Raw genomic sequence first — 16,055 nt, forward strand, 5'->3', positions numbered from 1 at the left:
TATTCTTACCTCGATTCGATACCGAACCCGAGGTAAGAGTGTTTCAATGTAAGAGATTTACACAGTGGTTTTAACCAATTGTTCGTTTAATTGCTGAATGAGCTCCGTTAGCATTTCTTCCGTCAATCCACCTTGACTGAAATTAGCCATCGCTCGAAGCGGCAAATATTTCATCATGGCTGCCATCATTTCAGATGCTTCCCCCTCGAGCTCTGCACTCGCAAGTGGGTTACCTTCATTCATTTTTGCCAGCATTGGCTGAGCAATTGGAGCGAGTATTGGATCGGTCAATAAATCCCCAATGGTTGTATTCCTATGAACAGGCTTTTTTATCAGAACACTGGATTGTACATAAAGGGTATCCATAAGGACAATATCCTTGGATGATTTCCCAATTAAAATTTCAAAGTCTCCCGTTTCAACATGCCAGTCTTTTAGTTCTACGTTGTAGTAAGCAAAAGCCCGTTTATCTAATCGGAAAGTTACCGTTTTCTCCTCACCTGGCTGCAACTCCACTTTTTCAAAGCCTTTCAGCTCTTTTTCAGGTCTGATTACACTGCTTGTCACATCTTTTACATATAGTTGTACAATTTCTTTTCCAATTACTGCACCAGTATTTTTCACATTTACAGTCACAGTAACAGTATCAGAATCCTTCATTTCCTTTTTACTAATGGATAGATTACTATATTCAAAGCTCGTATAGCTTAAACCGTAACCAAATGGGAATAACGGCTCCAAGTTTTTCTTATCATAGTAACGATACCCTACGAAAATTCCTTCCTTGTACTCTACTCGATCTCCTTCTCCAGGGAAGTTAAGGTACGATGGATTATCACTTAGTTGTTTTGGAAATGTTTCAGCTAATTTTCCACTTGGATTTGCATCACCGAATAATAAATCAGCAATTGCTCCGCCAAGTGCCTGTCCGCCTAAGTATCCTTCTAACAATCCTTTTACCCTGGTAATCCATGGCGTTTCAATAGGGGCACCATTGCTTAATACCACTACAATATTGCTATTCACTTCTGAAATCGACTCGATTAAATGAACATGGTTATCCGGCATCCGTAAATGCTCACGGTCATAACCCTCCGATTCATAACGATCAGGAAGACCCACAAAAAGGATTACGGTATCAGCTCCAGCTGCCACTTCTTTCGCTTCACTAAGTAGCTCTTCATCTACAGCATCACAATCAAGGTGATATCCTTGTGCAAATAAAACATTCGTATTTTTACCTGAAGCGTTTTCAATTTCTTCTAAAATATTATCTAGCTTTGTAGGGTTTATATGAGAGCTTCCGCCGCCCTGATATCTTGGTGTGTTTGCAAATCCACCGATGACAGCAATGGTGCCTTCTTTTTTCAATGGGAGGATCCTGTCTTCATTTTTTAATAGAACCATACTTTCTCTTGCCACTTCTCTAGCAAGACGATGATGAGCATCTTTGTCATAGACAGCGTTTTCCTTTTTATGGTCAACTGCTTTAAAAATAATGTTTAAAAATCTTTCTACGGCCCTATCCAACTTTTCTTCGGTTAGCTTTCCACTTCTTACTGCAGCGATAATTTTCTGTTCGCCGATTCCATTACTTGCTGGCATTTCAAGCTCTAATCCAGCGGAAAGAGCATCTTCACGTTCATTAACTGCTCCCCAGTCTGAAACTACAAAGCCTTCAAATCCCCATTCCTCTTTTAAAATATCAGTTAACAAGTATTCATTTTCTGATGCGTATTCACTATTTACTTTGTTATAAGCTGACATTACTGTCCATGGTTGTGCTTTCTTGATAGCGCCTTCAAAACTAGCCAAATAGATTTCCCGTAATGTTCTTTCATCAACAATGGCATCCGTTGACATTCTTCGGTGCTCTTGATTGTTTACAGCGAAATGTTTTAATGAGGTCCCAACCCCTTGACTTTGGACGCCGTTGATATGACTGGCTGCCATTTCTGAAGATAGGTACGGGTCTTCAGAAAAATATTCAAAATTTCGACCACAAAGTGGAGATCGTTTAATATTTGCCCCCGGACCAAGTAGGACTGCGACATCTTCAGCCTGGCATTCTTCGCCTAATGCAACACCTACTTCGTGTATTAACTCCTTATTCCATGTACTTGCTAATCCTACAGCAGATGGGAAGCAGGTCGCGGGAACACTATCATAAATCCCTAAATGATCTGCACTTTGCTGTTGTTTGCGGAGTCCATGAGGACCATCCGTTACCATAATGGACGGAATCCCTAACCGTTCAATCCCTCTTGTTGACCAAAAATTTATTCCTGAACATAAACTTGCTTTTTCTTCTAAAGTCATTTGAGAAATCATTTGCCTCATATCACTTTTCATCGTTTCTCCCCTATTCTAGTGATCTTGTAACCGATTACTTAACATCATTATATTGTTTATTTTTTTGTATTAATGGTAAAATCGAGAGAAAAAAAGTAAAATTATTAGAAGATTTTTTATAAATGGGGGTTAGCGATGAATTTAGAGTATATTAGTAGGCTCGTATTTGACATGTTTAAAATACCGGTCTTTCTATTGGGGAAAAATGGAGAAATGATTTTAGAACACTCCATCCATTTTCAACATAACCTCTTCGATTTTTCAAAAGAAACTATATTAAACCAACTTTTTTCGGAAGGTCATACACTTGATTTCCCAGTATTTAGTACAACCGCTTACCTTGGAAACTTTTTCTCTATTAACATCCGATTGGGTGAAGAATTTCATGGAAAAATCATTGTTGGACCTGTCCTTTTTTCCAATGTACCAAAGGAATCAATTAAAGGGATTGTAAACGACTTTCAGCTTCGCGTAAATAAAGAAGAATTGATTCATTATTACCATTCCCTTCCTGTCTATAGCCACTTGGATTTTATTCATTTAAGTACGATTCTTTTTTATATGATTTACCAACAAGAATTGGATGTGGTTAATATCCTTCAAAATAATAAGTTGCTTGGAAGGAAGAGAATGGAAATCGAACAGCCGGACGTTCATGTATCAGAACGGCGCCAAGAAATAATGACTTATGTTGACCCACTTTATGAAAAAAGAATGTTCGAGTGTGTGAAAGAAGGGAAAAAGTTTGAACTTATTCAGCTTTTACAGGAATCACCGAAAGAAGGGAAAATGGGAGTTCTTTCTAAGACAAGTCAGTTGAGAAGTGTAAAAAATTTAACCATTGCAGGCATCACACTTGCTACGAGATCAGCTATTGATGGTGGACTTATGCCTGATGTTTCCTACACTCTAAGTGACCTATTTATCCAAAAGATTGAGGAACTGAACGATTATAACGCAGTCATGAAATTTTTTGAATATGCACTACTGGAGTTTACCGAACGAGTTCAAAAAGGAAAGAAACATAAATATTCTAAACCTATTAATATTTGTCAAAATTATATCTATACCCATCTTTACCAAGATATTTGCCTTTCCGATTTGGCTGATTTAGTCCAAATGAATCCACAATATTTATCTCATCTATTTAAAAAAGAAGTAGGCATTTCAATAATTGAATTTATTCAACAAGTTAAAGTGGATGAGGCCAAAACTTTACTGACCTATACCCAACACTCTTTAACTGAGATTTCATCTCTTTTAAACTTCCATGATCAAAGTTATTTTATAAAAGTTTTCAAAAAATTTGCAGGAGTGACCCCAAACCAATTTAAAAAAGGGATTATTTCCAATGAAAATGCCCGGTGAAGTATCCCAACGGGCCTTTCACCTATAATAATTTCGCAACATAAGAGCTGATAAATAAAAAAACGTTCCTTACAAAATGTAAGAAACGTTGAAGAATAAGCTTTTCTTCTTTTTACTTAAATATTTAATTGTTTCACTTCAAAACTGACTAACATGTTTCTCATAAGAATGTGAATATTTTATGACACCCTTTCATCACCTTGTCCTTTGCGAGGGCTTTATGTAAAAGCCCACGTCTCAGTACTTCTACGATATCCGAGATTCGCGGGGTAAAGCGAATCTCCAATTTTCAAATTTGAGGGCGTTTTTTGCAATTTTGGTTATTTTTTACCCTTTATTTGTGAAGGCGTTTAATCCCATATAAGTACTGGTTTTGACCGTACTATACTTCTAAGCCTGCAATTCCGATACCACCAGGTCCAGCATGTGTAGATATCATTGCGCCTGCTTGAATCCATTTTACATTTTTGAAACCTGTTTCTTTTGCGATATCATCCATCCCCTGCTTGATCTTTTCATCAAGTCCGACAGAGTAAAGAAGAAAAAGTTGTTCTTTATCAATGTCGTATTGACCTAAATAATCTCGCATGAGTTTCTCGGAAACAACATCCATTTTCCCACGATATTTTTTTGTTGAAACAAGATTTCCATCAATTAGTTCAATACGCGGCTTTATTTTTAACAAAGCCCCACCGAGATAAGCAAGATTACTGACTCGTCCTCCTGCTCTTAAAAATTCTAAACTTCCGGGAACGAAAGCCAGTCTTGATTTAGGAACCTTTGATTCAATCTTCTCTACTAATTGGGCAGGTTCAATTGAAGGTTCATTCTCTAATGTGGAAACCGCATACATTACAATCGCAGTTAATCCACCTGTTACGTTCAATGCGTCAATTAGAAAAATATCATCCAAATCTTCCGTTGCGATGACCGCATTTTGAAAGGAAGAGGATGCCTTTGACGTATAACCAATATGTATGATGGTGCAATCTGGAAAATCATTTTTTATCTTCTTGAAAAATTCAAGATATTCATGGGAATTTGTCGATGTTGTAGAGGGTATTTTTTTTGTCCGCTCGTAGTATTCATAAATATCCGTTACAGGTATCGTACCATCTAGGTAATCCTGCCCATCGATAATCACATGCATCGGTACCACTTGGACATTATGTTTATCTGCTAATTCTTCTGGTAAATCCGCACCACTCTCTGTCGATAAAATCATTCTTCTCATAAATATCCCCCACTTCTATATAAAAAGCCGTTACTAATGTTTGCATTTATATGTTCTACTCTACTATACATTAAATAAGGGATAGGCTACACATACCAGAAAGAAATAGTAAGTTCTAGTACTCTAACTTTTAGTAATTGTATATTATTGTTTTTTATAGGTTGTTTTCGAAAATAATGTTGTTAAAAATCAATGAGCAGGATAATTAAAAAGGATATTTTGTGTAAAATTACACTTCAATAAATGAACATTCATGATTTAATAGTCGCTTTATCCCTTCAATGAGAGAATTTTAAAGTTTAATGAGCGAATATGGGGTTTCAATGAGCGAATAGTGGGCTTTTATGAGCGAATCTTGTATTTCTATGAGCGAATTTAAGAAGTAACATTCTTTTAAAAAAGAGCGTTTTTATATTATACTCGATTAGATTAATGATACCGGTGGTCTTGGCCCCAACCGTTCCCCCATCTCTCCTATCCTACTTATCTATTTAATTGTTTCACTTTCAAAGGCTTTTTTTCCTTACTTACTTTGATGATTTCACTGATAATACTGAAAGCATTTCTTGTGTTGTTTCCGAACCCATTTCCAATCCGATTGGGGAATGGACCTAAAATAAACAAGCTCAGGACTCTTTAGGAAACAGAGTTCAGAGCTTGTTTATTTTCCAACAAAAGATAATTGTTTTCCTTTAAGTGCTTCATTCAGTATTCGCACCGCTTTCGGTCCAACACCATGTAACTTCAATATTTCTGACTCAGTAACCTTTGTTAATTGATCAAGTTTATAGTAACCGGCATTGATAAGAGCTCTTGTAGCAGGTTTACCAATATTGGGGAAATCATTTTCTAGTGGCACATTATTGAAATTGTCCATATTTTCTCCTATCATTATTGAAGAACTAAATCTTTATTTTTTTACTTCGTTTCCAGTAATATATTAAACTAAACCTTTAAATAAAGAACTAAGGTATCGATTTTCACACATCCAATACAATTCCTTAAATAATCATATTAATGATGTTCCAGGAATTTAATGGCTGACCGAATAGACCTAACAAGACTTGGTCCGATTAATTCTGCTATATCCAAAAAGATATCAAGGAATCCCCACCATATGGATTCCTTTCCTTCTTCTTTTCTCTTGTCTCTTCGGGCTTTTCTTCTCTCTTTAAATGTATTCACCATACTCCTCTCCCATCTCGTATCTATATTTTTAACATTTATAAAAGTATATTTTTGCAATTTTTATTTTTTGTTTGGCATATGAAACAAATAAACTCACGTCCAATTTAATTATATGGTAAATGTTGAGAATTTCAAAGCACGCATTTATAGTAAAAATAGATAAGTTAAAAGGAGGAGTATATATGAACCTGGGAGCTTTTTCAGTGAGTTTAAACGTTAAAGACATTCATCTATCCAAGTCATTCTACGAAAAACTGGGATTTCAAGCTTTTGGTGGTGACATTAGTCAAAATTGGCTTATTATGAAGAATGAAAATTGCATCATTGGGCTATTCCAAGGAATGTTTGAAAAGAACATTCTGACCTTTAATCCAGGATGGAATGAAAATGCTGAAAATCTTGAATCGTTTACGGACATTCGAGACGTTCAAAAACAACTTAAGGCTGAAGGAATAAAAATGCTGACTGAAGCAGCTGAAACAAATGAGGGACCAGCACATTTTATCATTGAAGATCCAGATGGGAATCAAATTCTTGTCGATCAGCATCGGTGAAAAAAGAGGAAATAACGGCTGAAGAGTTTTAGTACCTTAAACTTCTATTATTTCTAACAGTATAATCCTTCAAAGGAAAGGATGATTGAAATGAGTACGGATCAGCAGTCTACATCGAACCTCTCACTCAAAGAGAAAGCTGTGTCTTTTCTGCAGCTCGTGGCATCAGGGAAAGTTCGTGAAGCATACCAGACTTACATAAGTCCTGACTTTCGTCACCACAACCCCTATTTCCGTGGCGACGCAGAATCACTCATGCTTGCGATGGAAGAGAATGCAACTATGAACCCTCAAAAAATACTTGAAGTCAAACTTGCTATTCAAGAGAGAGATACGGTTGCGGTTCACTCTCATGTGAAACAGAATCCAGAGGATCTTGGAGGATCTGTTGTACATATCTTCCGTTTCCAAGATAACCAAATCGTTGAATTGTGGGATATAGGACAACCCCTACAAGGGGATTCACCTAATGAGAACGGCATGTTCTAATTTAGTTAAATGGATGTGCTGCTAAAACACGTTTATCCTTTTTGTTACTTGTTTGTTCCGAAATTTAAGCTGACAAATTAGGAGATTACCTGTTTTAGGTTTTCATGTAGAAAGGTACCGTCTTTAAGCAAGTACATATGAAAATGTGTAAAACAGATTATTCTACAGTTTCAATATCGAAAATATTGGGTAAGTATGTATTCTACAAAAGGAGGAGTATCCATTTGAAGATCTCTTCATTCTCGTTCAAAGAACCTTCAGTTTATCATGATTTATTTTAAATTTTAAGGTGTTCTTCAATTTCTTCTTCTCCAATACCAATATAAATAACCTTTTTTTCTGGTATGTACACACGATAGGTAGCAATTCCAGCCTCAGCAATACCTTTTAAGAAGTCTAAAAAAGGGAGTGAGATGTTAGCGATTGCCTCAAGTACCATATTTCTATTAAATTTATCTGAGATATCCAGGCTTACTTGAGAATCTGTTTTAAACTCCGAATGTACTCCCTTATATGTGGCTTGACCCGTAGCAACTTCAATTTCGTATTCATTAATGCCTCTTTGGGACAACTCATCTAAGAATTGGGGAAAGCTTATCTCGCCGTTACTTCTTCTGCGGATAATCTCTTGAAACTCACTTTCTGTTATTTTGTCATTCATACATATACCTCCGATAGAATTAATTCGTCATTATCCCTTCATCATAATTCTAATCTCTGAGGTCCTTCTTATTCTTGTAAAATTGGGACATTAATCGTTTATCCAAACTCTTTCTATTAAACTTCCTCAGTTTACTCCATATATTCGGAGCTGCCGTAACAAACCTTCCTAAACTGTTTCTGAAAAGAATTCTCTGCTAAACTGCTTCTTTAGTTGAAAAAAGAAAAGCCACCAGGAAGGATAGCTTACTTCTTTAAATATTGCACTCATGAATTTAATTTATTCAAATTATACTCGTCTTGTTATTATTTTTAGCCTTTAATCGTTTTAATTTTCTTTTATGGGTTCTTATTGCGGTTTCCTTATCTTTTAAACTGGAGGTAACTACTCCATTGCTTTCTACTACCACCAAACTATTTATTCCGCTTTGATAGTTTCTATAGGAAATATACATAAATATCATCCTTCCTTTATGAATAATATCATTTGCTTTTCCTTAATTTTTTGCGGGAATTCATCCGGTTACTTAAGATAATTCTAGTCTTTATTTTTTTAGTTTATATTAAAAAACAGTAAAGTTTCCTTTAATTATTTCTTACAAATTGACCATTTTAAAAGGTAAACTATATACGTCAACTGCTTTATAAAAGAGAAATGGTATTGGCGTTGTCAACTCTTCTAAAATAAGCACCTGTTATTTGAACAAATATCTAAAATTTATTCCTGCTTTATCTAATTAGCAATGTTGATCAACTGTACTTATGTCAATATTAAACGATCCATTTCTATGTAAATTCATAAAGTCTACTTAAAATCTATTTAGTTTCTAAACAGAACAGATGTTTTTTTGTAAAATAGTTATGTCCGTTTTGTTTTACTACATTAATAATTTATAGAGGTGGAATTAAATTGAATGGTACATCACATGCAGTAATTGGATCAGCAACAGGTTTTATTGTTGCTAATACATTTCAAACTTCTCCGTCTGCGACACTCTTGTTTGTAGGATTAGGAGGCGTTTCAGGATTAATGCCTGATCTAGATTTTTGGGAAGCTTCGCGGAAAAATTACTTTGTCTCATAAGGTGATTAGGCTATCTGCCTTGATAATTGGAGTGATTATGATTCTATATAGTTTCTTTGAAAAAATAATGGCTGAAAGATGGCTAGGGATTGGAATCGGATTTTTGATTGTAGTGGTTGCATGCTTAATTAAGCAAAAACATATGTTAACTATTAGAGGAATTACTGTCCTGGTGGGAGGATTCTCCTTTGAGGAAATATGGTTAATTCTGCTAGGGATCTACATAGTAATTGCGTCCTTTACTTCTCATCGAAGCTATACCCATTCGTTCGTAGGCATTGTTTTTTTGGGGGTTATTGCTTCCAATTTAGAGGCTTCACTTGGGATTCAGGGTGTTTTCTATTCCTTTTTTGGTGGTTACCTCAGTCACCTGATAGCGGATTTAAAAATACTACCATTTAATAAACGGGGGATTAAGCTGTTCCTACCACCGTTATCCAAAGAAATATAACTCTGACTAAATATTTTCTTAGTTTTTTTGCATTTATTAATTCTAATTATAATCGAAATTCATTCTGTATAATACTTCCTCTTATTGCACTTTCTGGATCGTTAGCTCAATAAGTTCTACTAAAAAAAGCGTTAATCCTTCTTGGATTAACGCACCCGTTACTTTAAGTACAATGTTTCACAAACTTATCTATAATTCAATTTGTTTAATGAATCTTGCTGGGTTACCACCTTTATTTTTTATAATTAACCAACTTGAACAGTTGGACGAATAATCATCTCGTTAACGGCTACATCGGAAGGTTGCTCAATAGCAAATGCGATGGCACGAGCAACGCTATCCGCATCAATTGCAATTTTGTAAAATTCATCTAATCCTGCTTTCATCGTTGGGTCAGTTGTAGTTTCTAAAAGTTCACTGGTAACTGCCCCAGGAGAAATATTTGTCACACGGATATTTGTCTTGTTCATTGCTTCTTCTTGACGCAAGCCTTCAGAAATGGCTCTTACTGCAAATTTGGTACCACAATATACCGTTCCGCCTGGGTAGATGTTATGTCCAGCTACAGAAGAAAGATTGATAACATGACCTGATTTGCGCTCTCTCATAGATGGAACAATAGCAGCAATAGCATATAGAACACCTTTGATGTTGACATCAATCATCTTATCCCACTCATCAACTTTATTCTCAGCAAGAAAAGCCTGTGGCATGATTCCGGCGTTGTTGACTAGTACATCAATTTTTCCAAACTCTTTAAGAGCATATTGGGCTAGTTCTTCCATTTGCTGACGAGAAGTTACATCGGTCACTTTATAAATAGCTTGTCCGTCGTTATTTTGAATTTCAGCTTGCAATTTCTTTAAACGGTCATCACGACGAGCAGCTAGGACCAATTTTGCACCTTTAGATGCAAGTTCTCTTGCAGTGGCTTCTCCAATACCGCTAGAAGCACCCGTAATAACGACAACTTTATCTTGAATATTAGACATAATAAATAACACCCTTTCTTAGTTTTCAGGAATAATTTCGTTAATACAATTTAATGCGTTTAGTGTTCTCGGAAAGCCCATATAGGGAAGGCAGTGGGTGATGGCGGTGATTAAGGTTTCCTTTTCATTGCCAACATTTTTGTTCCCCTGCACATGTGCTTTTACTTGACCTTCTGCACCACCCAACGCACTAACGATACAGAGTGTCAACAACTCCCGTGTTTTCAAATCAAGCCCGCCACGGGTGTAGAAATCTCCAAAGCAAAAAGAAGAAAGATAATCCTGAATATGCTTTTGATTTGCTGGGGCACCTTCCCGCATCTTTGCAATGATATCTCCAAATATCTCTACTTGAGTTGCAAGACCTTTATCAAAACGATTGTCTTCTTCAACTTGTTTTTGGCTTTCAAGTGGTAATGTAATATTGTTGGATTTGAAAACCTCATTGACTTCATTTATGGCGTTTAGCGTTTTCGGAAATCCAATGTATGGAGCACATTGGTAAACCGCCTCCTTGATTTCAACCGGAGTCAGCCCAACTTTCAGCGCAGCTAGAACATGAGCCTTTAATTGAGGTAATGTTTGATTGGTCGCAAGCACAACCAGAGTGATAAGCTCACGATGTTTGTCATCCAGATTACCTTGATAAAAAACTTCCCCAAAAACAAATCGGCTCAGGATGTCTTGAAAATCAGAGTCGGTAGCGTATGCGGCAGGTACTCCATTCCCAAATAGTTGTTTGTATTTTTCCTTGCTCTTTTCAACACGGTTCATATATAGACCTCCTTTTAGGCTTTACTTTTCTATTTTGCCTAAAGTTTCAAGTTAAAGTTACGAGTATTCGAGAGAAAATTAAATCGTGCTGAGGGAGCTTAGTAAAGGTTCCGAAAAGTATCGTTCTTGGAACTGATAAAATAGAAGCTCATTCAGTATTACTACCCCATCATTATTGGGTAGTTTAATTTAATATTCCTTTTTAACCTTGCCTACTCTACTATTATCGTCCAAAAGAGCGACTGAAAGATTGTCCAGATTGCACAATTTGACGTGCATTTTTAAGACGGAGAGACTCATATTCCAAAAGAGCCTCAGCAGCTTACTTTTAAAGTTTACGCTCACTTGTGATATGATTCTCGGTACTTCCTTGTAATACAGTTTTATATGTCAAATTTAACGTTACCGAGGAATCTCACGTTTGCTGGATCGTAATGATCAAAGATAAGGTTCTTTTTCGTATCTAAAGTAGCAATCGTCTCCATATCCTCTTGGCTTAATTCAAAGTCAAAGATATTGAAGTTTTCAATGATTCTTTCTTTGTTAACAGACTTTGGGATCACAACAACTTCTCTTTGTGTTAACCAACGTAAAACCACCTGACTGACGGATTTATTATACTTTCCTGCTATTGATACTAAAACTTCATTTTGGAAGATGTTATTTTTCCCTTGAGCAAAAGGACCCCAGGACTCGATCTGAACATTGTTCTCTTTCATCAATTTTTCACTTTCAATTTGCTGGGTGAAAGGATGCGTTTCAATCTGGTTTACGGCAGGAATCACTTCATTATGATCCATTAAATCTATTAGACGGTCCATCTTGAAGTTACTAACTCCGATTGCCCTAATCTTTCCCTCACGATACAATTCTTCCATTGCACGCCAAGAACCGTATACATCGCCAAAAGGCTGATGAATTAAATACAAATCCAAATAATCCACTTGCAATTTTTCTAGTGATTTTGCAAATGCTTTTTTTGTACTTTCATAACCGGCATCCTGAATCCAAAGTTTCGTTGTAATGAATATTTCCTCTCTTGGCACGCCACTCCGTTTGATTGCTCTGCCAACCGATTCTTCATTTAGATATGCAGCAGCCGTATCAATCAGACGATAGCCTGCCATAAGGGCATCATAAATAGCCTGTTCACATTCATTTGCATCTTCAATCAGATAAACACCAAAACCGAGAATAGGCATCTCCACACCATTGTTCAAAATTACTTTTTGCATATAAAATCCCCCTATATTCTTAAGCCTTAGAGTAACGAACCCATAGTTCAAGTTCATTTTTACACAATGTCTATTATCATTTTTTTAAAGTTACTGATCATATCTTAACTAGCAAGTTGTTTTGTTTTAGGATTGAACATGTAGCGACTCAGAACAATAGACGCTAAGCCCAATAGCAAGAATAATAATCCTCCTAATACGATATATTGCAAGCACATTCCTGATATCAATCAACCACCTACTGCTGTACCAATTGTTACCCCTAAGAAATTCTTTGTTCATCTTCTTTGTTTCCAATTATCTGAGTTCAGCAAGCACGAATACTCGCTGAACTACTTTTCAATTTTTACTGTTCATCACCAACAATTGTCATTCTTTGACGAACATAAGAACCATTTTCCAAAATCTCAATTAGCGCACTAGCAAAATCAGCATAGCTAATTTAACTTTATTTGTGTTGCTTCTTCTAATTTGGCTAGCAGTTGATTTTGCAAGTCAATATTTTCTACTCTTTCATCATAACGAGAAAGCTTCTTATGGTAGTAATAATTCCCTGAGCTCAAGGCATTTTTATCCTCACCACTAGCTAGCCAAACCTGTGAGGAATAGCCACCTTCAAGAGAATCATTTGCGCCTGCACCACCCATACGAGTTGGCACCCAGCCGGGGTCAACTGCATTGACAAGGACATCTGTCCATAAACGACTGACCGCTTTCATCAGTAATAACAAGGCTAATTTGGAACTTGAATAATCAGTTTCTTGTTCTAATTGATCAATGTTCAATCTAGAGCCGCGATGCATGCCAGATGAGACATAAATAATCCGTTTAGGTTTCTCAATAAGGCTAGTTAAAAGATAAGGCGCTTCAATATTCACTGTGTAGGTTAATCGAGCATCTGTCGTGTAAACTCCTGCATTATGAATAATGACATCAAATCGACCGAATTGATTGACTTGTTTAGCCACTGAGAGAATTTCTTCTTTCTTTCCCAGGTCTCCAATGACCACCTGAGTAGCACCAGGATTTTCTTTTAAAGCCTCTTTTGCACGAGCTTCATTGCGTGCATGTAAAACTACTTCATTTCCTTGAGCAATTAGCTCTTTAGCTGCCAATGCACCAAGACCTGTTGACGATCCTGAAATGAAAATTTTTGCCATTTTCATTCACCTCCAAATTTATTTTCCTGTTTTTAACAAATCCAGTAAATTATCAATGAAGCCACCACCTCCCTTTAGGACTCTACTTTTCATACAATCCTTTAATCAAGTCGCGTCGGACAGGCGGGTACGTAAAGCGGACCAGATGATGAGTCCAACGAGGGTAATGACCAGGGCAGCGACCATAATCGCGGACCAACCGCCGAATGCCCAAAGTGGACCAGCAATGACCGAACCTATCGCACCTCCAAGAAAGTTACTCACTACGAAAGCCGTGTTCAGACGGCTTCGTGCAGAACCAGGAAGAGCGAGGAGACGGGTCTGTCCCAAAACAAGGTTGGTCTGCGTAGCGATATCTAAGACAATAACAACGATAATCAGTCCAATGATTGAACTTTTCAAAACCCAAGCCGCAATCAGTGACAATGCGAGTAACGCTAAGGCGCCTCCTGCAGCAGGAACGGACCAGCCACGGTCGTGCAAGACACCTGCACGCCTTGCAGCAAGAGCACCAGCTAAGCCAGCAAGTCCCAAGAGCCCTATCTGACCTGCCGAGTAAGAGAATGGCTCCGCTGTTAGCAGATAAGTTAATGATGTCCAAAACAGCGAGAACACGGTGAAGTTCGCTGCGGAAATGACCAACGTCGGGGTCACTGCACGATGACGTGCCACGGTGGTGAACACTGATCCTAAAAGACGTGGGTAGGAAATATGTTCGCGTGGTTCGCGTGGCGGAATGATTTTGTACAGTATGACAGCAAGAATAATTGCGACACCTGCTGCAATTTCAAATATCGCCCTCCACCCGAGAAGATCGGCTACTAAGCCGCTAATAGTGCGTGAAAGTAGAATACCGATTAGAGCTCCCGAAGCGACCGTGCTGACTACTCGTCCACGTCGCTCAGGCTCAGCCAGTTCACTGGCTAATGGAGTCAGAAGCTGTGCAGAGACAGTGGTCAATCCTAAGCCGCCGAGCGCTGCTAGTAGGACGGAGAAAGTCGGTGCTATGGCGGAGACCATAAGCATCACTGCTGATAGACTCAGAATCAGTGGAATTAGCCGACGTAAATTAAGAACATCACCTAGTGGCACTAGGAGGAATATCCCAAGCGCGTATCCAAACTGGGTGACGGTTACCAGCATCGCAGCGGTCGATGATGAGACGCCGAGAGACGAGGCGATAATCTGGAACAGCGGTTGAGACAAATAAAGATTCCCGACTGCCAGCCCTGCGGCAATCGCGAAGATGATTGTTTTCGCCGGGGTCATCCGGCGGTCGGAGTTGGTGGATATTTTGGACATGATGAAACCTCCTAATAATCTAACGGCTGTGACAGCCTCGTTAATATACTGTCGCAACTGTTTATTTAACTTTCTTAAAATATTTCTTTAAGGTGCTTTCCTTATAAATTGTTTTTACATTAAACGAATAATCATAGGAATTTTATAAATTAAGCCTTAAGCAAGTATAACTATATTACCTTCGAGTTACACGAAGTCAATAGTTTAAAATTACTTTTTTGTTCTGTATTTATGGGTTTACAATCTTGAGAACTTAAAGTATTATCACTTTATCACCTTCGTGTTACACGAGGTCAATAGTTTTAATCACTTTTTATTACCCTCCTTTGTAATTCTCTATTTAAATTCTTTTGAAAGATCCCTTAACCTACATGATTTATTATGGGATTAATTACAGAACAGAACCTTGAACATTTGTAACTATACAACATTCGAGTTACACGAAGTCAATAATTTAAAATTCTTTTTTTTTTGTTCAGCATATAGGATTTACAATCGTAAGAATTTAAAGTATTATCACCTTACTATCTTCGTGTTACACGAAGTCAAATATTTAATATTATATAATTCATTGAAATATAGGGAGGGCTAACATGTACACTGTAAAAGAAGTTGCCAAATTACTTGATTTAACTCAACACACTGTTCGCTTTTACACTGATAAGGGATTAGTTCCAAGTTTACAACGTGATAAAAATAATAATCGAATTTTTAATGACGACTCTATACAATGGCTTTCAGGAGCAAAAAAATTAAAAAAATGTGGTATGTCAGTGGAGGACATCAAAAAATATGTAGACCTGTGTTTGGAAGGCGGTTCTACTATTCAGGAACGTTATGAAATAATATTAAAGCAAAAAGAATTGGTTCTAGCTCAATTAGAAGAAATTAAATCAATGGCAGAATATATTACTAATAAAGAACAACACTATCGTGACATTATAAATGAAGTAATCCCGGATGATACCAACCCTTCCAATTGGCAAAATGATAAAAATGTCAATTCATCCTGTCCCTTGGCAAAAGATAAAATGCCGATTGCTCATTAGTTATTGCTAATACTAATGATACTGCTAGTCGATGTTCCTTATCGGGACATCGACTTTTTAACTTTGTGAGGAAATACACTTTTCCGAGCCCCCGAGACGCCCATGAATTTCCGTATGCCGTCTTCTGCTTGAAAAAAAACAAAATTAATACTTTAAATTGCAG

The 16,055-nt window shown here is 37.1% G+C and carries 16 protein-coding genes; 6 read left to right on the top strand and 10 right to left on the bottom strand.

All coding sequences use genetic code 11. The features are described 5' to 3' along the window. Positions 1–57: 57 nt before the first annotated feature. Positions 58–2,352: a glycoside hydrolase family 3 C-terminal domain-containing protein gene (locus J7E77_RS26235; protein WP_214718018.1), complete on the bottom strand. Its 2,295-nt coding sequence runs from the start codon at positions 2,350–2,352 to the stop codon at positions 58–60. 135 nt (positions 2,353–2,487) lie between these two features. On the opposite strand from J7E77_RS26235, the gene J7E77_RS26240 reads away from it, so the two are divergent. Further along, positions 2,488–3,720, top strand: coding sequence for a helix-turn-helix domain-containing protein (locus J7E77_RS26240; RefSeq protein ID WP_214718019.1), 1,233 nt, complete (start codon positions 2,488–2,490; stop codon positions 3,718–3,720). A gap of 382 nt (positions 3,721–4,102) precedes the next feature. Here J7E77_RS26240 and J7E77_RS26245 read toward each other — a convergent pair whose 3' ends face one another. From J7E77_RS26245 to J7E77_RS26255, 3 genes are all read right to left on the bottom strand, one after another. Further along, positions 4,103–4,954, bottom strand: coding sequence for a DegV family protein (locus tag J7E77_RS26245; protein WP_214718020.1), 852 nt, complete (start codon positions 4,952–4,954; stop codon positions 4,103–4,105). A gap of 661 nt (positions 4,955–5,615) precedes the next feature. Continuing rightward, positions 5,616–5,831: a helix-hairpin-helix domain-containing protein gene (locus J7E77_RS26250; RefSeq protein ID WP_214718021.1), complete on the bottom strand. Its 216-nt coding sequence runs from the start codon at positions 5,829–5,831 to the stop codon at positions 5,616–5,618. A gap of 137 nt (positions 5,832–5,968) precedes the next feature. Next, positions 5,969–6,142 (bottom strand): hypothetical protein, encoded by a 174-nt coding sequence (locus J7E77_RS26255; RefSeq protein ID WP_214718022.1) that lies wholly within the window; start codon positions 6,140–6,142, stop codon positions 5,969–5,971. 182 nt (positions 6,143–6,324) lie between these two features. Between J7E77_RS26255 and J7E77_RS26260 the strand changes: the two genes are divergently transcribed. Then, positions 6,325–6,696: a VOC family protein gene (locus J7E77_RS26260; RefSeq protein WP_214718023.1), complete on the top strand. Its 372-nt coding sequence runs from the start codon at positions 6,325–6,327 to the stop codon at positions 6,694–6,696. 90 nt (positions 6,697–6,786) lie between these two features. Beyond that, positions 6,787–7,185, top strand: a complete 399-nt coding sequence (locus J7E77_RS26265) for a nuclear transport factor 2 family protein (RefSeq protein ID WP_214718026.1) — start codon at positions 6,787–6,789, stop codon at positions 7,183–7,185. A 277-nt stretch (positions 7,186–7,462) separates the two neighbouring features. Here J7E77_RS26265 and J7E77_RS26270 read toward each other — a convergent pair whose 3' ends face one another. Next, positions 7,463–7,846: a DUF1398 family protein gene (locus J7E77_RS26270; RefSeq protein ID WP_214718028.1), complete on the bottom strand. Its 384-nt coding sequence runs from the start codon at positions 7,844–7,846 to the stop codon at positions 7,463–7,465. A gap of 909 nt (positions 7,847–8,755) precedes the next feature. On the opposite strand from J7E77_RS26270, the gene J7E77_RS31535 reads away from it, so the two are divergent. Both J7E77_RS31535 and J7E77_RS26275 read left to right on the top strand, forming a co-directional pair. Beyond that, entirely contained in the window at positions 8,756–8,929 is a 174-nt protein-coding gene (locus J7E77_RS31535) for a metal-dependent hydrolase (protein ID WP_308160780.1), read from the top strand. Between the two features lie 37 nt (positions 8,930–8,966). Then, entirely contained in the window at positions 8,967–9,380 is a 414-nt protein-coding gene (locus J7E77_RS26275) for a metal-dependent hydrolase (protein ID WP_308160781.1), read from the top strand. Positions 9,381–9,625: 245 nt separating this feature from the next. On the opposite strand, the gene J7E77_RS26280 is transcribed toward J7E77_RS26275, so the two are convergent. The 5 genes from J7E77_RS26280 to J7E77_RS26300 all read right to left on the bottom strand — a co-directional run bounded on the left by J7E77_RS26280 (position 9,626) and on the right by J7E77_RS26300 (position 14,843). Beyond that, complete coding sequence (locus J7E77_RS26280; RefSeq protein ID WP_214718030.1) at positions 9,626–10,372, bottom strand: SDR family oxidoreductase; 747 nt, start codon at positions 10,370–10,372, stop codon at positions 9,626–9,628. Positions 10,373–10,390: 18 nt separating this feature from the next. Next, on the bottom strand, positions 10,391–11,146 hold the full coding sequence (locus J7E77_RS26285; protein WP_214718031.1) for a carboxymuconolactone decarboxylase family protein: 756 nt from the start codon (positions 11,144–11,146) through the stop codon (positions 10,391–10,393). Between the two features lie 383 nt (positions 11,147–11,529). Continuing rightward, a complete protein-coding gene (locus J7E77_RS26290) occupies positions 11,530–12,381 on the bottom strand; it encodes an aldo/keto reductase (RefSeq protein ID WP_214718032.1) in 852 nt (283 codons plus the stop codon). A gap of 437 nt (positions 12,382–12,818) precedes the next feature. Then, positions 12,819–13,541, bottom strand: coding sequence for an SDR family NAD(P)-dependent oxidoreductase (locus tag J7E77_RS26295; protein WP_214718038.1), 723 nt, complete (start codon positions 13,539–13,541; stop codon positions 12,819–12,821). Positions 13,542–13,646: 105 nt separating this feature from the next. Continuing rightward, positions 13,647–14,843, bottom strand: coding sequence for an MFS transporter (locus tag J7E77_RS26300; protein ID WP_214718039.1), 1,197 nt, complete (start codon positions 14,841–14,843; stop codon positions 13,647–13,649). A gap of 593 nt (positions 14,844–15,436) precedes the next feature. Here J7E77_RS26300 and J7E77_RS26305 point away from each other — a divergent pair. Beyond that, positions 15,437–15,892: a MerR family transcriptional regulator gene (locus tag J7E77_RS26305; protein ID WP_214718041.1), complete on the top strand. Its 456-nt coding sequence runs from the start codon at positions 15,437–15,439 to the stop codon at positions 15,890–15,892. Positions 15,893–16,055 lie beyond the last annotated feature (163 nt).

This window comes from Bacillus sp. ISL-77 (genome assembly GCF_018613105.1).